General features: G+C 64.4%; 27 protein-coding genes and 1 tRNA gene. 19 read left to right on the forward strand and 9 right to left on the reverse strand.

The window, feature by feature from the left end:
* Window positions 1–57: 57 nt before the first annotated feature.
* Window positions 58–134: transfer RNA gene (locus K3152_RS10415), tRNA-Arg, on the reverse strand.
* A 109-nt stretch (window positions 135–243) separates the two neighbouring features.
* Between K3152_RS10415 and K3152_RS10420 the strand changes: the two genes are divergently transcribed.
* The 10 genes from K3152_RS10420 (at window position 244) to K3152_RS10465 (ending at window position 10,054) form a co-directional block, all read left to right on the forward strand.
* Window positions 244–642: a hypothetical protein gene (locus K3152_RS10420; protein ID WP_221574047.1), complete on the forward strand. Its 399-nt coding sequence runs from the start codon at window positions 244–246 to the stop codon at window positions 640–642.
* Between the two features lie 51 nt (window positions 643–693).
* Window positions 694–1,179 (forward strand): MmcB family DNA repair protein, encoded by a 486-nt coding sequence (locus tag K3152_RS10425; protein WP_221574048.1) that lies wholly within the window; start codon window positions 694–696, stop codon window positions 1,177–1,179.
* Between the two features lie 64 nt (window positions 1,180–1,243).
* On the forward strand, window positions 1,244–1,960 hold the full coding sequence (locus K3152_RS10430) for a sterol desaturase family protein (protein WP_221574049.1): 717 nt from the start codon (window positions 1,244–1,246) through the stop codon (window positions 1,958–1,960).
* Complete coding sequence (locus tag K3152_RS10435; protein WP_221574050.1) at window positions 1,957–2,403, forward strand: DUF2141 domain-containing protein; 447 nt, start codon at window positions 1,957–1,959, stop codon at window positions 2,401–2,403. Before K3152_RS10430 ends, K3152_RS10435 begins: the two co-directional genes overlap by 4 nt.
* A gap of 110 nt (window positions 2,404–2,513) precedes the next feature.
* Entirely contained in the window at window positions 2,514–4,904 is a 2,391-nt protein-coding gene (locus tag K3152_RS10440; protein WP_221574051.1) for a hypothetical protein, read from the forward strand.
* 60 nt (window positions 4,905–4,964) lie between these two features.
* The gene (locus K3152_RS10445; protein WP_221574052.1) at window positions 4,965–6,071 is read left to right on the forward strand and encodes a phosphatase domain-containing protein; all 1,107 of its coding nucleotides are present in this window, start codon (window positions 4,965–4,967) and stop codon (window positions 6,069–6,071) included.
* Window positions 6,068–6,988, forward strand: coding sequence for an alpha/beta hydrolase (locus K3152_RS10450; RefSeq protein ID WP_221574053.1), 921 nt, complete (start codon window positions 6,068–6,070; stop codon window positions 6,986–6,988). Before K3152_RS10445 ends, K3152_RS10450 begins: the two co-directional genes overlap by 4 nt.
* Before the next feature lie 11 nt (window positions 6,989–6,999).
* Window positions 7,000–8,385: a M48 family metalloprotease gene (locus K3152_RS10455; RefSeq protein ID WP_221574054.1), complete on the forward strand. Its 1,386-nt coding sequence runs from the start codon at window positions 7,000–7,002 to the stop codon at window positions 8,383–8,385.
* Window positions 8,386–8,404: 19 nt separating this feature from the next.
* The gene (locus K3152_RS10460; RefSeq protein ID WP_247713345.1) at window positions 8,405–9,094 is read left to right on the forward strand and encodes a DsbA family protein; all 690 of its coding nucleotides are present in this window, start codon (window positions 8,405–8,407) and stop codon (window positions 9,092–9,094) included.
* Window positions 9,095–9,097: 3 nt separating this feature from the next.
* Window positions 9,098–10,054, forward strand: a complete 957-nt coding sequence (locus K3152_RS10465) for a M48 family metalloprotease (RefSeq protein WP_221574055.1) — start codon at window positions 9,098–9,100, stop codon at window positions 10,052–10,054.
* Between the two features lie 3 nt (window positions 10,055–10,057).
* Here the strand turns inward: K3152_RS10465 and K3152_RS10470 are convergent, their stop codons facing one another.
* The gene (locus K3152_RS10470) at window positions 10,058–10,666 is read right to left on the reverse strand and encodes an HD domain-containing protein (RefSeq protein WP_221574056.1); all 609 of its coding nucleotides are present in this window, start codon (window positions 10,664–10,666) and stop codon (window positions 10,058–10,060) included.
* Window positions 10,667–10,740: 74 nt separating this feature from the next.
* Between K3152_RS10470 and K3152_RS10475 the strand changes: the two genes are divergently transcribed.
* The 6 genes from K3152_RS10475 (at window position 10,741) to K3152_RS10500 (ending at window position 15,328) form a co-directional block, all read left to right on the forward strand.
* Window positions 10,741–11,958 carry a sensor histidine kinase gene (locus K3152_RS10475; RefSeq protein ID WP_221574057.1) on the forward strand — a complete coding sequence of 406 codons (1,218 nt, stop codon included), beginning with the start codon at window positions 10,741–10,743 and terminating at the stop codon, window positions 11,956–11,958.
* Window positions 11,955–12,752 (forward strand): LytR/AlgR family response regulator transcription factor, encoded by a 798-nt coding sequence (locus K3152_RS10480; RefSeq protein ID WP_221574058.1) that lies wholly within the window; start codon window positions 11,955–11,957, stop codon window positions 12,750–12,752. The genes K3152_RS10475 and K3152_RS10480 overlap by 4 nt, the downstream gene beginning before the upstream one ends.
* A gap of 97 nt (window positions 12,753–12,849) precedes the next feature.
* The gene (nadC, locus tag K3152_RS10485) at window positions 12,850–13,710 is read left to right on the forward strand and encodes a carboxylating nicotinate-nucleotide diphosphorylase (protein ID WP_221574059.1); all 861 of its coding nucleotides are present in this window, start codon (window positions 12,850–12,852) and stop codon (window positions 13,708–13,710) included.
* Window positions 13,711–13,759: 49 nt separating this feature from the next.
* Entirely contained in the window at window positions 13,760–14,194 is a 435-nt protein-coding gene (locus K3152_RS10490) for a hypothetical protein (protein WP_221574060.1), read from the forward strand.
* Between the two features lie 17 nt (window positions 14,195–14,211).
* Entirely contained in the window at window positions 14,212–14,634 is a 423-nt protein-coding gene (locus K3152_RS10495) for a hypothetical protein (protein ID WP_221574061.1), read from the forward strand.
* Window positions 14,609–15,328 carry a ribonuclease T2 family protein gene (locus K3152_RS10500; protein WP_221574062.1) on the forward strand — a complete coding sequence of 240 codons (720 nt, stop codon included), beginning with the start codon at window positions 14,609–14,611 and terminating at the stop codon, window positions 15,326–15,328. The genes K3152_RS10495 and K3152_RS10500 overlap by 26 nt, the downstream gene beginning before the upstream one ends.
* A gap of 3 nt (window positions 15,329–15,331) precedes the next feature.
* Here the strand turns inward: K3152_RS10500 and K3152_RS10505 are convergent, their stop codons facing one another.
* Both K3152_RS10505 and K3152_RS10510 read right to left on the reverse strand, forming a co-directional pair.
* Window positions 15,332–16,261, reverse strand: a complete 930-nt coding sequence (locus K3152_RS10505; protein WP_221574063.1) for a hypothetical protein — start codon at window positions 16,259–16,261, stop codon at window positions 15,332–15,334.
* A gap of 89 nt (window positions 16,262–16,350) precedes the next feature.
* On the reverse strand, window positions 16,351–16,806 hold the full coding sequence (locus K3152_RS10510; protein ID WP_221574064.1) for a nucleoside deaminase: 456 nt from the start codon (window positions 16,804–16,806) through the stop codon (window positions 16,351–16,353).
* 156 nt (window positions 16,807–16,962) lie between these two features.
* Between K3152_RS10510 and rpmB the strand changes: the two genes are divergently transcribed.
* Window positions 16,963–17,250, forward strand: coding sequence for a 50S ribosomal protein L28 (gene rpmB, locus K3152_RS10515; RefSeq protein WP_221574065.1), 288 nt, complete (start codon window positions 16,963–16,965; stop codon window positions 17,248–17,250).
* A 58-nt stretch (window positions 17,251–17,308) separates the two neighbouring features.
* On the opposite strand, the gene K3152_RS10520 is transcribed toward rpmB, so the two are convergent.
* From K3152_RS10520 to xseA, 4 genes are read right to left on the reverse strand one after another with little or no spacing between them, the layout of a single operon-like run.
* Window positions 17,309–18,298 (reverse strand): esterase-like activity of phytase family protein, encoded by a 990-nt coding sequence (locus K3152_RS10520; RefSeq protein ID WP_221574066.1) that lies wholly within the window; start codon window positions 18,296–18,298, stop codon window positions 17,309–17,311.
* Window positions 18,299–18,346: 48 nt separating this feature from the next.
* Window positions 18,347–19,300 (reverse strand): M23 family metallopeptidase, encoded by a 954-nt coding sequence (locus K3152_RS10525; RefSeq protein WP_345719798.1) that lies wholly within the window; start codon window positions 19,298–19,300, stop codon window positions 18,347–18,349.
* Window positions 19,297–19,506: a DUF2093 domain-containing protein gene (locus tag K3152_RS10530; protein ID WP_221574067.1), complete on the reverse strand. Its 210-nt coding sequence runs from the start codon at window positions 19,504–19,506 to the stop codon at window positions 19,297–19,299. Before K3152_RS10530 ends, K3152_RS10525 begins: the two co-directional genes overlap by 4 nt.
* Window positions 19,507–19,530: 24 nt before the next feature.
* A complete protein-coding gene (gene xseA, locus K3152_RS10535) occupies window positions 19,531–20,937 on the reverse strand; it encodes an exodeoxyribonuclease VII large subunit (protein WP_221574068.1) in 1,407 nt (468 codons plus the stop codon).
* Here xseA and purD point away from each other — a divergent pair.
* Both purD and K3152_RS10545 read left to right on the forward strand, forming a co-directional pair.
* Window positions 20,936–22,213, forward strand: a complete 1,278-nt coding sequence (purD, locus tag K3152_RS10540) for a phosphoribosylamine--glycine ligase (RefSeq protein WP_221574069.1) — start codon at window positions 20,936–20,938, stop codon at window positions 22,211–22,213. The genes xseA and purD overlap by 2 nt on opposite strands.
* 9 nt (window positions 22,214–22,222) lie before the next feature.
* Window positions 22,223–23,143: a M23 family metallopeptidase gene (locus tag K3152_RS10545; RefSeq protein WP_221574070.1), complete on the forward strand. Its 921-nt coding sequence runs from the start codon at window positions 22,223–22,225 to the stop codon at window positions 23,141–23,143.
* Between the two features lie 12 nt (window positions 23,144–23,155).
* Here the strand turns inward: K3152_RS10545 and K3152_RS10550 are convergent, their stop codons facing one another.
* A complete protein-coding gene (locus tag K3152_RS10550) occupies window positions 23,156–24,286 on the reverse strand; it encodes an acyl-CoA dehydrogenase family protein (protein ID WP_221574071.1) in 1,131 nt (376 codons plus the stop codon).
* Window positions 24,287–24,305: the final 19 nt, after the last annotated feature.

Raw genomic sequence — 24,305 nt, forward strand, 5'->3', positions numbered from 1 at the left:
AGGTTCGTCTCGTCATGATGCGCCAAGGGCAGGGCCCGCTTTCGCGAACCCTGCCCTTGGCGCACCCGACAGGATTCGAACCTGTGACCTCTGCCTTCGGAGGGCAGCGCTCTATCCAGCTGAGCTACGGGTGCTTGTCTAGGCGGGGGCGCTTAGCAAGGCTGGCGAGGTCGGGCTAGAAAAATCGCTTAAGTGAATCGCGCGTTAGGAATTTGGCAAGCGGGGCGGCGTAGCTTGCCCTTCATGAGCGCAATGTCCCACGAATTCGATCTGTCGCTTGCGACGATGCTGCCGCCCGCAGGCGAGCAGGATCTGCGCATCAATGAGCCAGCCGCACTCTCGGTCCAGTGGGACGCAGTTCATGAGGCGGCCGCTGCCGTGGGCATCCTTGCACAGCTTGGTGAAGAGCCGGTCGATGCGGAAATCCGCGGGCTTCCCGAACGCGCTGTCGCCATCGGCGGGGCCAAGCTGGGAATGGTCGTGCGCGGGGTCGACGACCTTGCCGCCGTGATGCAGCCGGGCCTTCGCGCGCTGCTTTCGCTTACCGCGCAGGGGCAGGACACGACCAGCGCGGCGCTGACATTGTGGCGCGAGTTCCACAATGCGCGCGAGGCCATCCTCGCGCTTGCTCCGGCAGAATAATCTCACCGCTCGCGGCTTGACCGCGTTCCCATTCTGTTCCAGTTAATCGCCATGAGCGATTCCCCTGTACTCGACACCCTGCCTGACGCCGGCAGCGTCTGCCGCGGCATCCAGCGGCTGTTTGCGCGCAACGACGTGTGGCTGCTGCCCGAAATGCCTTTGCGCAATGGCCGCCGCGCCGATCTGATGGGGCTAGACCCCAAGGGGCGCATCATCATTGTCGAGGTGAAGGTGCAGCGCGGAGATTTGCTCGGCGACGGCAAGTGGCCCGACTATCTCGATTTCTGCGACCGCTTCTACTGGGGCCTGCCGCCGCATCTCGACCGCGCCGTGCTCGACGGCGAGGACTACCGCCCCGATTGCTGCGGCATCGTGGTGGCCGATGGTTACGATGGCGAAATCGTACGGCCCGCCCCGCTGCAGCCTCTCGCTGCCGCGCGCCGCAAGACCGAGGTCGAGCGGATTGCCCGCGCCTCGCTGCGCCGTGCCGCGGTCGGGGCGGACCCGCACTGCGCGCCCTGGGGCAATAGCGAGTGACCGGGAACAGCGAATAGAAGCGCCTGTTATCGCGCCCCGGTTTGCGGCATAGGGTGCGCTGCTTATGTGGACCGCCATCATCCTCTCCGCGCTTGCCATGACCGCCATCGTGGCGGTGCGCTATCTTGCCTCAAGCGGGATTTTCGCGCTGGTCACCAACCGGCGTCTGCCCGGCTATCACGCAAAACTGGGGCCGCAGATACGCCGGGAAATCGGCTGGTCGCTCGCCTCGGCGGCCATCTACGGCGTTCCGGCAGGCGTGGTCGCCTGGGGCTGGCAGGAGCATGGCTGGACGCGCATCTATACCGAATGGGACGCGATGCCGCTGTGGTATTTGCCTCTTGCCCCGCTGCTCTATCTCTTCCTTCACGACACGTGGTTCTACTGGACGCACCGGCTGATGCACCGACCCAAGTGGTTCCGCGCCATGCACGCCGTCCACCACGCCAGCCGCCCGCCGACCGCTTGGGCGGCGATGAGCTTCCACCCGTGGGAGGCGATTACCGGCGCGATTGTCATCCCGCTCCTGGTCTTCCTCGTCCCCATCCATGTCGCCATGCTCGGCCTGGTGCTGATGGTGATGACGGTGATGGGCGTCACCAACCACATGGGCTGGGAGATGTTTCCGCGCGCGCTGGTTCACTCAAGGTTAGGGGGATGGCTGATAACCGCCAGCCATCACCAACGTCACCATGAAGAGTACAAATGCAATTACGGCCTCTATTTCCGGTTCTGGGACCGGCTCTGCGGAACCGACAAGGGTTTGAGCGCAAGAATATGATTCGCGCCGCCCTCCTGCCGGTGGCCGCGCTGGCGCTGGGCGCGGGCGCGCCTGCTCCCGAGGCCGGTTCGACCATCACGGTGACGGTGACGAACTTGCGCAACGCCGATGGGGTCGTGCTCGCCTGCATGACCACGAGCGACAAGAGCTTCCCCAAGTGCCGGGGCGTCGAAGGCGCGAAATCGGCCAAGGTCGCCGCCCATGAAGGCACGCTTACGGTCACCTTCACCGATGTAAAGCCCGGCCGCTACGCCATTGCGCTGCTCCATGACGAGAACGCCAACGGCAAGGCCGACCGCGCGCTGGGCATGATGCCGAAGGAAGGCTTCGGCTTCTCGCGCGATGCGCCGGTGCGCATGGGTCCGCCCAGCTTCAAGGATGCCGTCTTCGACATGGCAGACGAAGACCGGGCCATGACCATCAAGATGCGCTACATGCTCTGACGCTGGCCTGCCGAAAGCTGCAGGGTTGAGGTCTCTTTAACCATTTTTTCAGCACGTCGGGCGCATAGCCCAGCCTTGAAGAACACTCTTTTCAAGGGGCGATTGCTGCAATGGACAGGCTTGGCGGAGATTTCGGCGCTTTCGGCGCGGGGCAGGAATTCGACGACGCATCGGACGATTCCGCCTACGACGCCAACACCGATACGGGCGCTCACTCCAACCCGCCGCCCTCGCCGGTAGGCCAGGACGAGCGCCGCATGCAGGTGCGCGCCTACAACCACTGGTCGAGCCTGCTCGGCGAGCAGGACTTGCCCCATATCGAGGACCTCGAGCCCGAGTTTCTCGGCGATTTCGGCCCCTATTCGGTGCTGTTCGACTTCTCGACCGGCAGCGGAACGCCCACGCTGCAGTTCATCGGTGACGAGCTTGCCAAGGAATGCCGCGAGGCCGAACCCATCGAGACCCTGCAGGAGATCCCCGAAGGCTCGCTGCTGTCGAAGATTGCCGAAAACTACCTCCGCGTCGTGCAGGCGCAGGGGCCCGTCACTTTCGAAGCCGAATCGCCCAATGCGCGCGGCCAGACCGTGGCCTACCGCGGCGTGCTGCTGCCCTATTCGAGCGACCACGACACCATCGACTTCGTCTATGCCGTGGTGAACTGGAAGGAAGTCGCCGACGCGCAGACTGCCGACGCGCTGCTCGAGGAAATCGACCGCGCGATGGATTACTCCATGACCGCCATCGAACCCGAAGTCGAGGCCGAGCCTGCCCCCACTGCCGATATCGTCCATTTCGAAAGCTACGCGCAGCCCGAGGAAGTCGAGGAAGTGGCCGACGAGGCCGCGTTCGACGAGGCCGGCGACCATTGGGAAAGCGACGACAACATCCTCGAACTGCGCGGCTCGGCGCTCAACGAAGCAGGCGCCTTCGGCGACTTGCCGACCCCGAGCTTCGGCCAAAGCGATGACGAAGCCAACGAGGACGCCGCAGCCGAAGACGAGTTCGAAGCCAACGATCCCGCCATTTACGAAGCTGTCCACTCCCAGCCGGAGGAAGCCGTGACCGAAGACTACAACTCGACGCCCTATGAGGCAGCCCCGCAGGACGCCGCGCCCAAGCGCCAGCGCCTGACCGACGCGCTCGGCAATCCCATCGGCGGCGCGCCCGCAGCCGAAGAAGACGAGGCGCCCGCGCCCGGCGGCATCACCACCGCAGCCGACTATGGCCTGCCCGAATGGGACGAGGACGAGCCCGAAGAGGAAGACGTCGACGATTTGGTGAACCCGCTCGCCAATATCGACCTCAACTCGCGCCTGCTCTCGCTGGTGAATGCCGGAACGCGCGGCAAGAAGACGGTGGACCTCGCGACGCTGTCGGACACGCCCGAGCCGGAAGAGGCCGAGGAAGCCGACGCCAGTAAACTGTTCCGCCCCAAGGCCCCGTCGGTCGATTCGCTGCTCTCGCCCGAGCCCTACAGCGAGGAAGACGAGGCAGAGGCTTGCGACGAGGACAGCTACGAGCCTGCCAGCTACGAGCAGCCGGCCGAAGTCGAGCCGGTTGCCGAAGCCGACAATAGCTACGAGCCAGTGAGCGAAGCTGCGTATGACTACGCGCCTGAAATCAGCGAAGAACCGGCTTACGAAGAAGTCGAGCCGGTCGAAGTCGCTGCGGAAGCCGAGACTTACGAAGCCGAAGAAACGCAGCCGCTCGAACTGGCAGATGTCGCGGCTGAATCGGAAGTCGACGAAGAGGCCTACGCTCCGCTCGTACTGAGCGAAGAGGCACCGGTCGACGAGATTGAAGCCGAAGAGTACCTCGAAGCTACGGTCGCAGACGAGCCGGTCGCGGAAGCTCCGCCCGAATATGAGCCGGTCAGCGAAGCGACTTACGATTACTCGCCCGCCCCCGTGGAACCGGTAGCCGAAGACGAACCCGTCGAGGCTGCCGAAGAGCCGCTCGAACTGGGCGCGGAATTCGAAGTGTCCGAGGTCGAGGAAGTCGAAGCCGAGGTCCAGCCGGAGCCGGTGGAAGCGGAAGAATATGTTCCTGCCGAAGCCATCGAGGAGGAAGAAGTCCTCGAGAGCGCCGAGACCGTCGAAACGGTCGAGGTCGTCGAAGCGGTCGAAACCGTCGAGCCTGCGCAGGACATCGCCGTTGCCGATACTGCCGAGCCGGAAAGCCTGACCGGCCTGCTCGCCGCCGTGCGCGACCTGTCGGAAGCGGCGCGCAACACCAACGATCTCAGCCGCCGTGCTCTCTACGAAGCCGTCGGCCGTGCTTTCGATGTCTCGATCAAGGCGGTCATCGCTTCGGAGCATCACGCCCGCGCGCCGCAGGATGTCATCGAGCACTTCCCGCTCGACGCCGTCGCGCGCCAGGGTCCGGACATGGCGCTGGTCATGGTCCGCCGCCACGCCAATGGCGAGACCGAAGTGCTCGGCGAAGTGCCGCACGACTCCATCCTGATGGAGAGCGCGCAGCGCAAGCTCGCCAGCCAGTAAATCGGCCAAATACAATAAGGCCTTGAGAATGAGGGCTGCCGCACGCTAGCGGTGGCCCCCATGCCATTTATTGCGACCGCGCCCGCCCGCATCCAGCCCTATTTCGGTTATCGCAACCGCGAGCGGCTGTTCATCACCGTCCGGGCGCTTCGCTCGCGCAAGAGCGAATTCGGCAAGCGCGGCAAGTGGCGCGCGATGCGTACCATGATGTCGCAATTCGCCAGCCACGAGGTGGAGGATTTCCCGGTCGAGCTGGAGCTGGCCTCACCCTCGGGTGAGACGCGCCGCCACCAGGGGGTTACCGACAAGGAAGGCTTCGTCCATTTCGACATCCGCCTCGAAGGCGAATGGGATTACGAAGAGCACCCACAATGGGAGACGGTGACCTTCCACTGGAAGAATTCCGAAGGCGAGCAATGCGTCGACGGCCATGTCCTCGCCCCCGGCACCGCGACCGGCCTCGCGATGATTTCCGACATCGACGACACGATTATCGAAACCGGCATCACCGGCAATTTCCGCGCGGTCATGCGCAACTGGCGCCGCGTGCTGATGCAGATGCCCGAAGAGCGCATCCTCGTGCCGGGCGCAGACATGTTCTACAATGCACTGGGCGGCAATCCCGGCCTGCCCGAGGGCGAGGGCCACGCGGGCGACCACCAATATGCCTCGCGCCGCCCGTTCTTCTACGTCTCTTCGAGCCCGTGGAACCTCTTCTCCTACCTCGTCACCTATATGAAGGGGCGCGGGCTTCCGCTCGGGCCAATCATGCTGCGCGACTGGGGGCTGAACCGCGAGACCTTCGGCTCTTCCAGCCACGGGGCGCACAAGCGCGCGGCCATCGAGGGCATTATCGCCACCTATCCCGAACTCAAATTCGCGCTCATCGGTGACGATTCACAAGGCGACCTCACCGCGTTTTCGGACATCGCGGTGAGCAATCCCGACCGCGTGCGGGCGGTGTTCATCCGGAAGGTGGGCGAGGCGATGAGCCCCGAAGAACTCGCCGCCAAGGCCGCGCTGGAAGCAGCAGACATCCCGCTCTGGCTGGGCGAGGGATATGACAAGGGGCACGACTTCCTCGCCTCCATCGGCCTGCTCGATGACGGGGAGGCGGAGAAAATCGTCGACTCGGTCGGCAAGGGCGAAACCGAGGCGGCGGAATGAAGCGGCGCGTCATGTGGACACTCGGCATTATCCTCGCGCTGCTGGCGCTGGCGGGTCTCGCGCTGTGGATCGGCCTCCAACGCAATGCGCCCGCAGTCCTCGACACTATCGACAGCATTGCCGGGCCTTCGCACGATGTCAGCCGCGTGCATGAGGAACGCTTTGGCGAAGACCCGCTGCAACAGCTCATCGTCTATCGCGAAGAGGGGGCGAGTGGTCCGCTCCCGGTCTTCATCTTCTTCCACGGCGGCGCATGGGCGCATGGCAACCCGCAGGACTACGGCTTCATCGCCCGCAATATCGCTCCGCAAGGCTATGTCGTGGTGCTCGGAGGCTACCGGCTGAACGGGTCCGGGCGCTATCCGGCCATGCTGCGCGACACCGCCTCGGTTATCGGCTGGGTCCACGAGAATATCGCCGATCATGGCGGCGATCCGGGCCGTATCTTCCTGTCTGGCCATTCGGCCGGCGCCTACAATGTCGCGCAGGTGGCGCTCGACGGGCAGTGGCTGGAAGAGGCCGGCGTGCCGGACGATATCATCCGCGGCGTGGTCGGCCTCGCGGGCCCGTACGATTTCTATCCCTTCGATACCGACCGCAGCCGCGCTGCTTTCGAAAGCGTCGGCGCGGGCGAAGAAAGCCAGCCGGTCAATCACGCCACTGCCGCCGCACCGCCGATGCTGCTGGTGCACGGCGAGGCGGACACGACCGTGCGCATTCGCAACTCGCGCGCGCTCGAAAAAGCGCTTCGTGCAACTGGTGCGATGGTCGAAACGCTCTACCTGCCGGGCAAAACCCACAACGATCCGCTGCTGGCGCTTACCAGCCCGTGGCGCCGCAATCCGCAGGTATTCGAACGCGTGACGAATTTCATGGCAGCGCAGGTTTCAGTTCCGGTTCAGCCGCAAACCCCTTAGGCTCTCCGGTGATGCGCCTTCTTTCCCATTTCCTCGGCCTGCTCGCGCTCGCCGTTCTCACAGCGCAGCCCGCTGCCGCGCAATCGATCCTGCGCGATGCGGAAACAGAAGCCTTCCTCGACGAGATTTCCGCCCCGCTCATCGAAGCGGCCGGGCTCGAGCCATCGAATGTCGACGTCGTGCTCATCAACGATCCGTCGATCAACGCCTTCGTCGCGGGCGGGCAGGTGGTCTATATCCACTCGGGCCTGATCGACGCCGCCGACACCGCGAACGAGGTCCAGGGCGTGATCGCGCACGAACTCGGCCACATCACTGGCGGCCATATCATCCGCTACGGCGAGGGCTTCCAGACAGCGGGCCGCATCTCGATCCTGTCGATGCTGGCTGGCCTCGGCGCGGTTCTTGCCGGCGCTGGCGAGGCAGGGATGGGCATCATGGCGCTCGGCCAGCAGGCTGCCATGAGCAAGTTCCTCGCCTTCACCCGCACGCAGGAAGCCAGCGCAGACGCGGCAGGTGCCGAGTATCTTTCCGAAGCTGGCATTACCGGCAAGGGCTCGCTCGCATTCTTCGGCAAGCTCCTGAACCAGGAAACACGTCGCGGCATACGCCAGGACGACGAGGCCGGTTTCTACCGTACCCACCCGCTCTCGGGCGACCGTATCTCCAAGCTGAAGGAGGTCTACGAGGTCGACCCGGCATGGGACGCACCGCTCGACGAAGCATGGGAGACGCGCTTCCAGCGCGTGAAAGCCAAGCTGCAGGGCTATGTCGCCAATCCCGAGTTCACGCTGCGCGACTATCCCGAGACCGACAGCTCGACCCCGGCGCTCGTTGCGCGCGCCTATGCCTACCACAAGGAAGCGCGCATCGACCGCGCGCTTGAGGCGGCCGACGCGCTTATCGAGCGTTCGCCGGAGGACCCCTATTTCCTCGAACTGAAGGGGCAGGTGCTGCTCGAGTCAGGACGTCCGGAAGAGGCAATCGTGCCCTTGCGCAAGGCAGTCGAACTGACCCGCGCCCAGCCGCTGATTGCGTCCATGCTGGGCCACGCGCTCATCGCCACCGAAGACGAGAGCCACTACGAAGAGGCCGAGCGCGTGTTGCGTGCCGCGGTGGGACGCGACCGCTACAACCCCTTCGCATGGTACCAGCTTGGCGTAGTCTACGCCGCGCGGGGCGACATGCCGCGCGCACGGCTGGCCAGCGCCGAACAGCAGGTGATGAACCGCCAGTACCCGCTCGCGCTACGCAGCGCACAGGCGGCAGAGGCGGGGCTTCCCTATGGTTCGCCGGACTGGATTCGCGCGACCGATATCGCGCATGAGGCGCGCGCGCTGATGGAGCAAGCCTGCGAGGCCGACAAGCGCGCCTGCGAGGGGCGCAGGCGGCGCTAGGATATTCAAGGACGGGGCAATGATGAGATATTTGACGACAGTCCTGGTTGCGCTGGTCGCCGGTTTTGCCGGGGCTGCAGCCTTCACTTACAGCGGGCTGGGGGACGCGAATACGCGCGAGTACCTCGTTTCCAATCCGGACATCCTTCCGGAAATGGCGAACGCCTACCAGACGCAGGAAGCGCGCCAGCAGCTTGCCTCGATTAAGGGCAATGTTTCGCGACCCTTCGAGGGGGCAGTGCTGGGCAACCCGAATGGTTCGAAGACTCTGGTGAAATTCACCGATTATGCATGCGGATACTGCCGCGCGACGGTGGCCGATGTCGACCGCCTCATCGCAGCCGACCCCGACCTTCGCGTGGTCGTGCGCGAATGGCCCATCTTCAACGGCAGCGAAGTCTCGGCTCGCATGGGCCTCGCCGCTGCCAAGCAGGGCAAGTACGATGCATTTTACCACGCGCTGTTTGCGCTGGGCACACCGACAGCAGAAAACGTCGCGGCGGCGGCGCGCACGGCAGGCGTCGATATGGACGTGGCACGCACCTATGGCGAATCCGACGAGGTGACCGCCGAGCTTGCCCGAAACGATGCGATGGCCCGCCAGCTCGGCTTCACCGGCACGCCCAGTTGGGTGGTTGGTGACCAGGTCTTCGAAGGCGCCGTCGGCTATGACCGCCTCGCGCAATATATCGAAGACGCCGAAGGCTGACCCATGCGTGCGGTCGCGCTCCCGATAATGCTGGCGCTCGTTGCTGCACCGGCAGCAGCCAAGGCCGAGGAGCATCCCAACCCGTTTGCGCAGTTCCAGCAGCGCGAAGGCCGGCTTTTCGACATCGGCTGGCAACTCGCCCGCGCAAACAGGGCCTTCTGCCCGTCCACCGCACCCTCCATCGGGCTGATGATCCATGACGCCGCCAATTACGCGCGTGCCGACGAGGTGCGTGCCGCGCTGTCGCTCGCAGGCGATATCGGCGTGCAGGCGGTGGCGAGCGGCTCGCCTGCCGAGCGTGCGGGCGTGAAGGTCAATCGCACGCTGTTCGCCGTCGACTTGGCGCAGGTCGATCAGCGCTGGAAACCGACGCGCCCCACGGTCAAACGCACCCTCCAGATCGAGGAGGCGATTGCGCACAGCCTCGAAGATGGCCGCGTCGGCCTGTCGTTCACCGATCGTGGCGGCGAGACTGTCATCGACGGCGTCGAAACCTGCGCCGCCAAGTTCCGCCTGACGGGCGACGACGAAGCCTATGCAAGCGCTGACACGGTGTTTTTCGGCGAAGGTTTCATGGGCTTCGGGCTCCCGCGCGAAGTCTTCGCCGCCGCCGTCGCGCATGAACTGGCCCATGTCATCCAGGGCCATGCGCGGCGCAAGGAAAGCGAGCGCTGGGGCTGGCGCAAGACGCGTAACAGCGAGCGCGAGGCCGACCGGATGATGCCATGGCTGCTCTTCAACGCAGGCTACAAGCCCGAAGCTGCCGCCGACTGGATGCGCGCCTGGGGCCCAAAACACTCGGGCGGCCTCTTGCGCAAGCGCACGCATGACGGCTGGGACGAAAGGCTGGCGATGATCGTCGCCGAGACGGCTGCGCTCAAACGGCTGGTCGCCGCCAATGACTGGAAACCGGGCGAAGCCGACTGGTCGCAGCGCTTTCCCGCCGCACCGGCCGAATAACGGCTATTCCTCGACCGCCTTGGCGTACATCGAGGCAAGCGGCTTCGCCATCACGCGGCGCACCATCGGCTCGAAGAATTCGAGTGGTTCGCTCTCGTAATCGGGGTCGAAAGCGGCCTGGTCGTATTTCTCGCAGAATTCCGCGCAGGCCTCGAAGTGCGGATTGTCGCGGAATTTCTCGCGAATATCCTTGTCCATGCCGAGATGGTGGAAATAGTAATAGCCCTGGAACGCGCCGTGGTTCTGGCAAATCCAGTGAACTTCCTCGGTAACGAAGGGCTTGATGATGGCCGCGGCGACCTCGGGGTGGTTGTAGCTTCCCAGCGTATCGCCGATGTCGTGGAGCAGCGCCATCACGACATATTGCTCGCCCCGCCCGTCGCGATGCGCGCGAGTCGCGGTCTGCAGCGAATGCTCGAGCCTGCACACGGGGAATCCGCCGAAATCTCCGTCGAGCAGTTTCAGGTGTTCGAGCACGCGATCGGGCAAATCCTTCGCGAATTCGCGGTATTCCGCGCCGATGATGGCCCAGTCTTCCTTCGTGCCTTCCTTCATTTCGCGAAACTTTGCGCGCTCGGCGAGCGAATGGGCTAGGTTTTCGGGCTTGTTCATCGGCTCTCTCCAACTACGTGGAGGAGAGTAGCTGCTGGCAAAGCATCACGCAATTGGGCTAGGAGGCCCCGCAGATGGCCGTGTTGCCCCTCAAACCGACGCCGTTCTTCGACAACAAGAACCAGGCGTTCTGGAATCTCCAGCTCATCGGCTGGGGCGGCAGCGCGCTGCTGCGCGCCATGTCGGCCTTCGCCAACGGCCAGCCGCTAGAGTTCTTTTTCGTCATCCTGATCGCGACGATTACCGGCTTTTCCATCAGCCTGATCCTCTCGGTGGTCTACGCATTTCTCATAAAGCAGAGACCGCTTGTGACATGGGGCGGCACGGCGATCGCGCTGGCGCTGGCAGTGGGCATCTTCTCCTTCATCGATAGCTGGGTGCTAGGCCTCACGCGGCCCTCGTCGGAAACCGGCTTCGTCCGCATTTTCATCGGCATTTACTTTTTCGATTTGACGCTGCTGGGTGCATGGTCGGCGCTGTATTACGCGATCAATTTCTTCCTCCAAGTCGAACAGCAGGCTGACCGGCTTGAGCGCTTGGAGGCACAGGCGACCAGCGCGCAGCTCGCGATGCTGCGTTACCAGCTCAACCCGCATTTCCTCTTCAACACGCTGAATTCGATTTCGACGCTCGTGCTCCTCAACCAGACCAAGCCCGCCAATGCCATGCTTACGCGGCTGTCGAGCTTCCTCAGGCACACGCTTGTCACCCAGCCGGGGGGCAAGGTCACCGTTGCGCAGGAAGTCGAAACGCTGAAACTCTACCTCGAGATCGAGCGCATGCGCTTCGAGGAGCGCTTGCAGACCAACTTCCGCATCGAGGACCGCGCGGCCAAGGCGCAAATTCCTTCCATGCTGCTCCAGCCGCTGATCGAGAACGCGATCAAATACGGCGTCAGCCCGCAGGAAGAGGGCGCCGAAATCTCGCTGCTGGCGCAAATCGTCGGGCCGCGGCTGCGCGTCACCGTCTCCGATACGGGTCCGGGTGTCGATGTGGGCGGGGTGGCGGACGATCTTCCCGCGGTCATGGCCACGCACAAGCGCCGCGATTCGACCGGGGTCGGCCTCGCCAATATCCGCGACCGGCTGGCGCAGGCTTACGGCGATGATCACCGTTTCGAAATCCGCAGCCCCGAAAGCGGCGGTTTTACGGTGATTATCGAGCTTCCGCACGAATTCGCCGATGAGGTGGAGCCGTCTGCCGCAGACAAGGCGACAGCCCTGCCGAAACCCTCCAGCCCCTCGACCGTTGATACCCCGAATCCCCCCGCAAAGGTAAGTACTGCGAAATGACTATCCGAACGATCCTCGTCGACGACGAGAAACTCGCCATCCAGGGCCTCCAGCTGAGGCTGGAACCGTTCGAGGACGTCGAGGTGATCGAAACCTGCCAGAACGGGCGCGAGGCCATCCGCGCGATCAAGACGCTGAAGCCCGACCTCGTCTTCCTCGACATCCAGATGCCCGGCTTCGACGGCTTTTCTGTGGTGCAGGGCGTGATGGAAATCGAACCGCCGCTGTTCGTCTTCGTCACCGCCTTCCAGGAGCATGCGATCCGCGCCTTCGAAGCGAATGCGGTCAATTACCTGATGAAACCGGTCGACGAGGACAAGCTCGCCGACACGATCGAGCGCGTTCGCCAGCGCCTTGCCGAAAAGAAGAGCAGCGAAGAGGCCGACCGCCTGCGCGGCGTCTTGTCCGAAGTCGCTCCCGAAGCGGCGCAGGACATCGAGGGCGAGGATGCCGAAGCCGCCGGACGCTATGAAAAGCTCATCAATGTGAAGGACCGCGGCCAGATCTTCCGCGTCGAGGTCGACACGATCGAGCATATCGAGGCCGCGGGCGATTACATGTGCATCTACACGGGCGACAATTCGCTCATCTTGCGCGAGACGATGAAGGACCTCGAGCGCCGTCTCGACCCGCGTACCTTCCAGCGCGTGCATCGCTCGACCATCGTCAACCTCGACCAGGTGCGGCAGGTGAAACCGCATACCAATGGCGAATGCTTCCTCGTGCTCGACAGCGGTGCCGAGGTGAAGGTGTCACGCAGCTACAGGGACGTGGTCGCAAGGTTCGTACACTAAGCCCCATCCTCCGTTCGTATCGAGCGGAGCGCGAAGCGCGTAGTCGAGATAGCGCGATCTGGTGTGTCTCGACTTCGCTCGACACGAACGGAGTTCCATGAGTTTCCAATTGACCGGCTTCGACCTCGACCAATTCGTCCGCGAGACGCTGGCGGAGGACCTTGGTGAGGGCCTCCCAGGGGGCGGGCGCGATGTGACCAGCGAGAGCGTCATTCCGGCGGACGCTCGCTTTTCGGGTGTGATGGACACGCGTGACGCGATCCACGTCGCGGGGCTTCCCGTGGCCGAGGCGTTCTTTCGCGCACTCGACCCGAACATGACGATCAACATCCTCGTCGATGAAGGCGCCAAGGTGCCCGCAGGTACCGACCTGATGCGGCTCGAAGGCAATGCGCGTGCCATGCTCACCGCCGAACGCGCGGCGCTCAACACTGTGCAGCACCTCTCGGGCATCGCCACCATGGTCGCCGAATACGTCGCTGCGATGGACAATCCCGATTGCACGTTGCTCGACACGCGCAAGACCATCCCCGGCCTGCGCCATCTCGAGAAATACGCCGTGCGCATGGGCGGCGGGGCGAACCATCGCATGGGCCTGTGGGATGCCGCGATGATCAAGGACAACCACGTCCTCGTTGCAGGCAGCGTGGGCGAGGCCGTGCGCCGCGCGGTCGAGGCGGGGGTGAAGGACATCATCTGCGAAGTCGACCGCATCGACCAGATCGAGCCCGCACTGGAGGCAGGTGCCACCCGCCTGCTGCTCGACAACATGGAGCCAGACACCTTGCGTGAAGCCGTCGCGCTGGTGGCAGGCCGCGTTCCGACCGAAGCCAGCGGCGGCATCAACCTCGAAACTATCCAAGCCAAGGCGGCGACCGGTGTCGATTTCGTGTCGGTCGGAAGACTTACCCAGAGCGCGCCTGCCGCAGACGTCGGTCTGGACTTTACCCCGCTCTGATTTTCGCGCAGACATCCTCCCGAGGGATTTAAACGGGAGTAGGGGTCACATGCAAAAACCTGATTCAATGAAGAAGTTCGACATGCTCTTCTGGGCATCGATTGCGCTGAGCGTGGTCGGCCTGGTGCTCGGCTGGGCGGACATGCAGGAAGTGATGGCTGCCGAAATGGCCGAGCTCGACGGCATGATGGGCGAAGGCACCATGGCGGGCATCATCGTCATCAGCTTCATCATCGGGATCGGCATCAACGTGGCCATCTGGGCGCTGATTTCGCTCATGCGCATCGAATTCGTCAAATGGATCTACATCGCCCTGATCGCATACGGGCTCGTGACCATGGTCACGGGCTATGAAGAGGTCGGCGGCTTCGGAATGGCGCATATTCCGGGCGTCATTGCCACCATCCTGTCACTGCTGTCTGTCTGGATGCTGTTCAAGCCCGATTCGCAGGAGTGGTTCGCCGCCAAGAAGGGCGCTGAATAGGGCGCGGGAGACTGAGGATGCGCCCCAAGGCCATTCGCACGTTCGAATTGCTCTATTTCGGGGCCATCGGCCTCTACCTCGCCAATTCGGTGCGCGATTACGAGGCGCTGAAGCTGGCAGCAGGCGGAGACCTGACGCGCCGCGGACTAGACCCCGACACGCTGCTCGTGACCACCATCCTGTTCGTCGTGGGCATGATGCTGTTGCTCATGTTCATGGTCGCAAGGCTGCGCATCGGCTTCGTGCGCTACCTCCTTGCGGCCGCAGTGCTGTGGCAGGGGTGGGAGCTGTCACAGGTCCTGGCTGAGGAGCAGGGAAGCAGCGTCATTGTCGGCGTTGCATCGGTAGCCCTGCAGGCGGTGGCGGTGGTTTTCACCTTCCTGCCCGCTTCGAACCGCTGGTTCGCGGGCACCGATGTGGCGACGACGGACAATAGTTAGGACATTCGCCTGCCTGCTGGCCGGGGCCGCGCTTGCTGCGCCCGCCCTCGCCCGTGCGCAGGCCTTCCAGTGCTCGCTTCCGCGCGAGGTCAGCGTGCCCGAGGTCGACACCGAGCGCCTGCGCCGCCTCCCCGTCACCGGCTACACGCTGGCGCTGAGCTGGGCGCCCGAATTCTGCCGTTTCCGCGAAGACGACAAGCGCCACGCCCGCCAGTGCTCGGGCCGCGAAGGGCGCTTCGGCTTCACCGTCCACGGCCTGTGGCCCGAAAGCGGGCGCAGCTGGCCGCAATGGTGCGGCGGCAGCGACATGCGCGCTGCCGAGCTACGCAAGAACCTCTGCATCAGCCCCGATGCGCGTCTGGTTACTCGCCAATGGGAAAAACACGGCACCTGCATGGCAAATGCGCCCGCAACCTACCTCAAGGTCACGCGTATCCTCTATAATGGACTGCGCTGGCCCGACTTCGTCCGCATCAGCCGCGAGGATGGCCTCACCGCCGGCACCATCCGCACCCGCCTCGCCGACGCGAACCCAGGCTGGTTTCCCGAAGCCATCGGCGTCCACCTCGACCGCAAGGGATGGCTTGAAGAACTGCGCCTCTGCTACGACAAGCGCTTCATGCCCAAGACTTGCGAGAAGGCGCGGTTCGGGGTGAGCGATGATGAGGCAGCGAAGATTTGGCGGGGGTTGTAGCCGTCAATTCGCGCCGACACCGAACCGCTTGAAGAATCCGCTCTGCCTGGCATCGGGAATTTCAGCCGTGATGCCGTAATCACCCGGCTCCAGAGTCAGTTTGAAATATCCCGTGGCGCCCTGCGGCATATCGTGGATGCCGCCCACGAAACTGGCGGGTGCGGGAGTCTGCTGGCCATCGACGGGGAAGAAATCCGGCCAGCTCGCAGCTGCATCGATATCGGTATCCTCCGCGATGCGGAACACATGCGCGTCGTGCCCGACGAAATCATTATAGAGTCTCTGCTCGGCAAACACGGCTCGCACCGAATTCTCGCCCGCCACGAAAGCCCCGTCGGTAATCTCGTAGCCATTGTTGGAAAGCGTGAGCGTTACATTGGCATCGGGTTCGGCCATGCCGCCATCCTCGGCAAGGACCGTCAGCGGGAAAACCATACCCAGTTCGCCCGGCTCGGGGTTGTAATTGTGCTGGACACCGTTGGTCTTCACATAACACTCGACGATGTAGTTTCCCGGTTCCAGATACATCGTCGCCTCACCGGTCACCCCGTCGGACATCATCCCGGGTCCGCCGAGCCAAGTGAGATCGCCAACCCACGCCGGCATGGTCGCTGCAATCTCGGCAGCCTTTTGCGTGTCTCCGGCAATGGCGGCGGTCAGGCTCTTCTGGATCGGAACCACGACTTGCTCATCCACCATTTGCGCGGTGATGCCGTCAGGCAGCCGATAGACGAGCGCATGGTGGGTCATCCCGCCTTTGTTCACGACACGAATGGTCGTCCAGCCCGACTTGACCGTGTCCGGCCCGACAAAGGCCAGGCCCTGCACCTCGAGTTCGAGGATATTGGTGCCGGGCGTTTCAGTCCGGGCCTCTTCGGGCGAGCACCCGGCCAGTGAAACTGCGAGTACGGCAGCGATAGCGAAAAGCTTCATGTCAGTCCCCTCCAGCAACCCGGTCAGGTGCGCCACAAGAGCATGTCTCTCGGACTCACGCAAATCTGCCGGAGTCTGGCAGGCTGCTCCTAGCGCCGCTCCCTGAAGAACTCCCGCAGCATCTCGGCCGCGCGCGCCTCGCCCAGCCCTGCATAGACCTCCGGCTTGTGCAGGCATTGCTCCTGCTCGAACACCCGTGCGCCGTGTTCCACCGCGCCGCCCTTGGGGTCGCTCGCGCCGTAATAGACCTTTGCCAGCCGCGCGTGGACGATGGCGCCGGCGCACATGGCGCAGGGCTCCAGCGTGACCCAAAGTTCGCAGTCGGTGAGGCGTTCCTGCCCCAGCGCCTCGGCCGCGCGGCGAATCGCGAGGATTTCGGCATGGGCGGTGGGGTCGCAGGTATCGCGCGGGGTGTTGTGCGCCTCGGCAATCACTTCGCCGCCGCGGGTGATGACCGCGCCCACCGGCACCTCGCCCGCGGCTGCGCTCGCCTCGGCCAGCTCGAGCGCGCGTTTCATGGGTTGCGGGAGGGTCCAGCCTGTCATAGCAGCGCCTCGCTAGCCCCCGGCGGGCCAGCGCGCAACGCGCTTGACGATTCGCACCCTCACCGCTATGCGCGCCGCTTTCCGGGAATAATGAGACCCGCACCGCTTGACGCGGCCAAGGGAACTCGCCCGCCCATTCGAACGAAGAGACTTATCATGTCGCGTATTTGCGAACTCACCGGCAAGGGCCGCCAGGTCGGCAACAATGTGAGCCACGCCAACAACAAGACCAAGCGCGTCTTCCTGCCCAACCTGCAGAACGTCACGCTGATGAGCGAGAAGCTGGACCGCAGCTTCAAGTTCCGCGTCTCGACGCAGGGCCTGCGTTCGGTCGAGCACAATGGCGGCCTCGACAACTGGCTGATGAAGACCAAGGACGAGAAGCTTTCGGCCAACGCGCTGAAGGTGAAGCGCGAGCTGAAGAAGGCCGCAGCCGCTTCCTAAGCGATTGCGGCGCTTTGGCGCTGTTCCTTTACGAGAATTTTCAAAAGGCGCGCAGGGCCTACCTGCGCGCCTTTTGTCGTGCCTGCCTGCGGCCCGATACATCCCAGCCGAGTTTGAGCAGGATGGTGCGCTGGTAGCTGGCGAAATTGTCGTCCGAAATGAGCCACAGGCTTAGGCGGCCGCCGCCATCATCGGTCACTGCGAGGCCTTCGTAGTTTTCGGAAGGGAAGGCCGGGTCGATACGGGCGAGGACACGGCTTGGCAGGACGGTGTTTTCCTCGATCTTCTCGGGCTCGGCCATCACCAGCATGGTGGTGAAACGCGGCGGCAGGCCAAGCCGCAGGCCGCGCAGCAGGACCAGCAGCCGCCCGTCGGGAAGTACAGTCGCATCCGAGGGACGATAGCCCTCACGACCTTCGAAGGTGAAGCGCAAGGGCTCCATCCCGTCAGTCGGATCGCCATCGAAAAGCAGCGCCTCGTGCAAGCCATCGGCCAGCGCGCGCTCCTCGATGACAATGAAACTGCCATCCTGCAGCCGGGCGAGGGCTTCGGGGCCCGAATTGCCTCCCCAATCCTTCATTTCGGGCGGGTTTATTGAAGCGCGCTTCTGCAGGCGTGGGGAAAAACGGATGATTTGCTGCGCCCATTCGAGCCCTGCCCAGACCTCGCCCGTTTCGGGATCGAAAGTGAGCGACTCGATGTCGACATTCATCTTGTCCACTCGCGCAAAGTTGAGGAAGGCGCCCAGTGCGGGTGGCGCATCGCGCCAGTCGGGCCTCGGCAAATGCATCAGCCGCCCGGCATCGTTTGCGGCAAGGAACTCGTCCTCGTGCCAGGCGATGAGCGCGGAATAGCCGCCGAAATGGTCGTTCTCGCTCTCGAGCAACCACGCGCCTTCGAGCGTCAGCGGACCGGAGGACGCTTCTTCGACCTCCAGCTCGGTCACGGTAACGGGCGAGGTGTAATCGGGCGGCGCGGGTTCGCTGCGCACGAATGTCCCCGGCGCAAGGCCAAGTGCGATCAGGCAGGCGAGGATTTTCCGCTTCATTGGCGCGCCCATGGACCAGCCAGTCTTTCGCTTAGCTTAGCGGCGGCGTCAGGGCATGGGCGGGAGAAACAGCAGCGGGTCGAGGCGGCTGTCCTTCCACACGAGGCTCCAGTGGAGGTGCGGCCCCGTCGCGCGGCCCGAGGAGCCGACATTGCCGAGCTGCTGGCCCTGCTTCACCACGTCACCCTCGGCCACCGACAGGCGCGAGAGGTGGATGAATGCGCTGTTGAGGCCTGCGCCATGGTCGACGATGACGATGCCTCCCTCGAGACTGAAACCGGTCCGCGCGAGCACCACCACGCCGTCGGCGGGCGAGACGAAGGGCACGCCATTGCCCGGCGCGATGTCCAGCCCTGAGTGATAGCTGCCCGGCTCGCCCTGGTAGATGCGCTGGCGGCCGAACCGGCCCGAGATGCGCCCGGTTACCGGCCAGACGAACTGCTGCCGCCAGCCTTGCGCGCCGGTTTCCTTGTCGCGCGCTTCCTTGATGGCGAGCCATTCGGGTTCGCGCCGTTCCCACCACTCCTCGCTGGTGCCGCTGGGGCGCAAGGGCACATTGACCCGCTCGATATCCCATTCGCGCGGGGAAATGGCGAGCGGGAGCGAAATGCTCCGGCCAATGCGGTGGTAGGCGGTGAGAAGCAGCGATTCGGGCGCATCGCGGTCGAAGGCGGCGAAGAAATTGCCATCCTCGTCGAAATCGACCACCTCGTCGCCGAGCATGGCCTCCTGCGTGCCTTGGGGGAGCTTGCCGCGGACCCAGCCGCCTTGCGTCAGTTCCGCTTCCTTGATGGCGATACCAAGGTCGAGCCGCTGGATGGGCGGCGGCGCAGGAGCAGCCTCCACCACTTCGGGTTCCGCCGTTGGGACGGGCTTAGGCGCAGCAGCCTGCTCCGCCGCAACGGCTTCGGAATTGGTGACTATGTCGGAATTGGGCGTGGCGACCGTGCAGGCGCTGGCCAGGAGCAGGAGGAAGAGCGGCGCGGCCCTTCGCAATGTCACGGTTTCAGCCGCTCGGTGGCAAGCTGCGGCGTGGCATAGGCCTCCTGGTACTCGACCGACCAGTAGCGCAGTTCTTCCAGCGCAATCGGCACGCCGCTGGCGGCGCAGAAAACGTGGTTGCCGGTGCGCAGCACGCGGAAACCGTTGGGGCCATATTGCAGCTTGGCCTCGCCCGAAGCGGGGCCGGAATTCTTGTTCATCAGCATGGGGTCTTCCCTAGCAGGGTGCGCCTATCCGAACAAATCATCCTGCGCGGGCGGCGTTCCCTTGGGCGCCGCTTTGCGCTTGGGCGAAGGCTTGGGAGCGGAAGGCGGCGCATCGCCGGTCGAAACAGCGAGCTCTCCATCGCGGAATTTGAGAGTCAGCGCGGCGTGCTTTGCGGCCTCAGCCTTGTCGGTGACGGTCCCCTGCGGCCCGACTACGCGCACATAGCCGCGCTTCAGCACATTGTCGGGGTCGAGCGAGACCATCAGCCTCGCCACTGCCGACAGCCGCTCCTGCGCCTGCGCCACGCGGCTCTTCAACAGCGGGGCATTCAGGCGCGCGCGGTCGGACTGGAGCCGTTCGCGCGCCCGCGCCGCCCGTTCGCGCAGGCCGTGCCCGAGGCGAGTCGAGAGGTCATCCAGCCGCTGCGCCTGCGGTTGCAGCAGCGCTTCGGGCGTTGGCAGGCGGTCGGCGCGGTGCTCCAGCCGCTCGCGTCCCAATTGCACGGGCCGCAGAATCGCCCGCTTCTTGCGCGCGCCGAAATCGGCCAGCGTCGCGGCGAGTTCGGCGCGCACCGGCACGGCAATCTCCGCGGCCGCAGTGGGTGTGGGCGCACGGCGATCGGCGGCGAAATCGGCAAGCGTGGTGTCGGTCTCGTGCCCCACCGCGCTGATGGTGGGGATCGAGCATTCGGCGATGGCGCGCACCACCTCTTCCTCGTTGAAGCTCCACAAATCCTCGATGGACCCGCCCCCGCGCGCGACGATGACGAGGTCGGGGCGGTCGGGATGGCCCACAGGCAGTTTCGAGAAACCGCGCACGGCATTGGCGACCTGGCCCGCCGCGCCCTGCCCCTGAACCAGCACCGGCCACACCACCACCCGGCTCGGGAAACGGTCGGCGAGGCGGTGGAGGATGTCACGAATCACCGCGCCGGTGGGCGAGGTCACCACGCCGATGGTGCGCGGCAGGAAGGGGAGCGCGCGTTTGCGGCGCTCGTCGAACAGCCCCTCTGCGGCCAGCCTTGCGCGGGTCTTCTCGAGCAGCGCCAGCAGCGCGCCTTCACCTGCCAGCTCCATCCGCTCGACGACGATCTGGTATTTTGAGCGGCCCGGATAAGTCGTCAGCTTGCCGGAGGCGACCACCTCCAGCCCGTCCTCCGGATTGAAGGGCAGGCGCTGCGTATTGCCCCGCCACATGACCGCATCGATGACCGCCTTCTCGTCCTTGAGCGCAGCGTAGAGATGCCCCGAAGCCGCGCGCTTCACCCCCGACAATTCGCCGCGCAGCCGCACGAAGCCGAAACGGTCCTCCACCGTGCGCTTCAATATATTCGAGATTTCGCTCACCGACAGCGGCTCGGCGTTGTCGCCGGGGCGGGACCTCGCTACCAAGCCGTCAGTGTCATCATCGGTGGGAAAATCGGCAGCCATGAATATCCTTTTGCTGGGCAGCGGCGGGCGCGAACATGCGCTGGCGTGGAAACTGGCGCAATCGCCCCAATGCGACAAGCTGTGGGCGAGCCCCGGCAACCCCGGCATGGAAGAATGCGCGCAATGCGTGGCGCTCGATAGCAGCGACCACGTCGCCGTGGTCAAGTTCTGCGAAGAAAACAGCATCGGCCTCGTGGTCATCGGCCCCGAAGGCCCGCTGGTCGAAGGACTGGCCGACACATTGAAGGATGCAGGCGTCCTCGCCTTCGGCCCCTCGAAAGCCGCCGCGCAATTGGAAGGCAGCAAGGGCTTCACCAAGGATTTGTGCGAGCGCGCGAGCATTCCCACGGCCAAATACTACCGCACCGCTTCGCTCGAAGAGGCATGGGGCAAGTTGAAGCGCTTCGATGCGCCTTTCGTCCTCAAGGCCGATGGCCTCGCGGCGGGCAAGGGCGTGGTCATCGCCGAAACCCGCGAGGACGCGCAGCACGCGCTCTCCGAAATGTTCGACGGCAAGTTCGGCAGCGCCGGGGCCGAAGTCGTCATCGAGGAATTCCTGACCGGCGAGGAAGCCAGCTTCTTCGCGCTGACCGACGGCGAGACCATCGTCCCGCTCGCCAGCGCGCAGGACCACAAGCGCGTGGGCGATGGCGACGAGGGCCCCAACACCGGCGGCATGGGCGCCTATTCGCCTGCACCGGTGCTGACCGACGCGCTGCGCGAGCAGGCGATGAAGGAAATCATCGAGCCGACCGTGCGCACCATGCGCGAGGAAGGCATGCCCTATGTCGGCGTGCTCTACGCCGGACTGATGCTGACCAAGACCGGCCCGCAGCTGATCGAATACAATGTCCGCTTCGGCGACCCCGAATGCCAGGTGCTGATGATGCGGCTGGAAAGCGATCTCGTCGAACTCATGGTGGCGTGTGCCGAGCAGCGTCTGGGCGAAATCGAAGCGCCGAAGATGAGCGACGACTTCGCTCTGACCGTGGTGATGGCGGCAGAGGGTTATCCCGGCACGCCGAAGAAGGGCGGCAGCATCGATCTGGGTAATGCCGAGGCAAACGGCGCCAAGGTCTTCCACGCCGGAACCAGCCGCGAGGGCGACCAGCTCGTCTCGAGCGGCGGCCGCGTACTCAACGTCACCGCCAAGGGCTCAAGCGCCACCGAAGCGCAACGCAACGCCTATGCTGCGGTTGATGCGATAGACTTCACGGACGGCTTCTGCCGCCGCGACATCGGGCAAAGGGAAGTGCGCCGGGAGCGGCATGGCTAGCCCAAGCACATGCTGCTTACAGGATTGATCTTCCAGAACATGGTCCTGCTTGCGCTCGTCGCGAGCTTGTTCCTTGCGGGTCGCCCGACACGGCTTTGGCGCCTGCTCTACACCGCCAGCGCAGGAGCGCTCGTGTTCGGCATCGTGCTGAGCGGCGTTTGGGTCTATCCGCCGATATGGGGCGCGGCGGTCTATCTGGTCCTGTTCCTGCTCGCCTGCCTGCGTTGGTGGCGAATGCCCGTCAAGAACCCGGCGAGGTTGCGAAGCCTCCAGATAATACTCGCCGCTCTCACCGCGATACCCGGCCTAATCCTCATATGGCAGGGCGTTGCGGGTCGCATCGCCCCGGCAGAGGAAGCAATCGAACTGTCGTCGCCCTTTGCAGAGGTTGCCGGTCACTGTGTCCTATCGGGTGGCTCATCGCTCGCACTCAACCTGCATTATGTCGAGAGCGACAAGACCGCCGCCAGTTACGAAAAGCATTCGGTAGACTTCATCCGCCTTAACCGCTTCGGATTTCGCACCCTGGCGGACCGCTCGCTATCGCCCAAACCTGCCGCGCTCGGCGATTACGCCGTCTATGGCAGCAAGGTCGTGGCACCATGCGACGGCGTGGTCAGCGAGGCCGTTGACGGCAAACCCGATGTCGCCCCGGGTCATGCCAACCGGTCGCTGGACGGCTCGAATTATGTCTTGCTGCAATGCAAGGCCGCCGATGTCCTGCTGGCACATTTCCAGCCCGGCACGCTCGCCGTTGATGTGGGCGGCGAAGTGACACGGGGTCAGCCACTCGGTCTCGCGGGCAATTCCGGAAACACCGAGGAGCCGCACCTCCACATCAACGCACAGAGGCAGGAGGGAGACGGCACGTTGACCGCCGTCCCCATGCGGTTCGATGGTCGCTATCTGGCGAGAGGCGACTGCCTCTAAGCGAGGGTGCCGCTAAGCGAGCGACACATGTCGCTTCAAATGATGGTCCACGCTGCCGAATTCGCTTTCGAAGATCGTCAACCGCTTGAAGTAGTGACCAATAGCGTATTCGTCGGTCACGCCGTTGCCGCCGTGGATCTGCACCGCTTCCTGCCCGATGAAGCGGGCCGACTGGCCGACGCCGACCTTGGCTGACGAGGCGGCGCGTTTGCGCTCCTTTTCGCCTGCGTCGAGCTTGAGCGTGGCGAGATAGGTCAGCGAGACGGCGGTCTCGTAAGCGGTGTACATGTCGACCATGCGGTGCTGCAGCACCTGGAACTTGCCGATCGGCACGCCGAACTGCTTGCGCTGCTTGGAATATTCGAGCGTCATGGCGTGGGCGACCTTCATCGCTCCGCAGGCTTCGGCGCACTGGGCGGCGATCGCTTCGTCGGTGACTTGCTCTATCAGCGGCAGGGCAGCGCCTTCCTCGCCGATGAGCGCATCGGCGGGGACCGAGACATTCTCGAAATAGACTTCCGAGGCGCGGCGGCCATCGACCGTCTCGTAGTCGCGCGTGGTGATGCCATCAGCCGACTTGTCGACGATGAAGACGCTCACGCCTTCGCTGTCACGCCGGTCGCCGCCGGTGCGCGCGGTGACGACGAGGTGGCTCGCCCAGGGCGCGCCGATGACGACGGCCTTGTGGCCATTGAGGACATAGCCGTCGCCGTCCTTTTTCGCCGTGGTTTCGAGGTCGGCATAATTGTAGCGCCCGCGCGGTTCGGCGTAGGCGAAGGAGAAGACGCGGCTGCCGTCGATGATGGCCGAGAGGTGCTCCTCGCGCTGCGCCTCGCTGCCCGCATGCTTGAGGAAGCCGCCTGCGCAGACCACGGTGGGGACGAAAGGCTCGACTACGAGGCCCTTGCCGAATTCCTCCATCACGATCATCGCATCGACCGCGCCGCCGCCGAAACCGCCGACTTCTTCGCTAAACGGCATGCCGAGGATGCCGAGTTCGGCCAGCTGCGCCCAGATTTCGGGCCGCCATCCGGCATCGCTCTCGATGGCCGCGCGGCGGGTTTCCCAGTCATATTGCTCGCGGACGAGGCGCGACAAGCCGTCGCGAACCATGTCCTGTTCTTCGGTGAAGTTGAAATCCACGGGGTCTCTCTCCGCTCGT

The organism is Qipengyuania polymorpha (assembly GCF_019711435.1).
Classification (GTDB): Bacteria; Pseudomonadota; Alphaproteobacteria; order Sphingomonadales; family Sphingomonadaceae; genus Qipengyuania; species Qipengyuania polymorpha.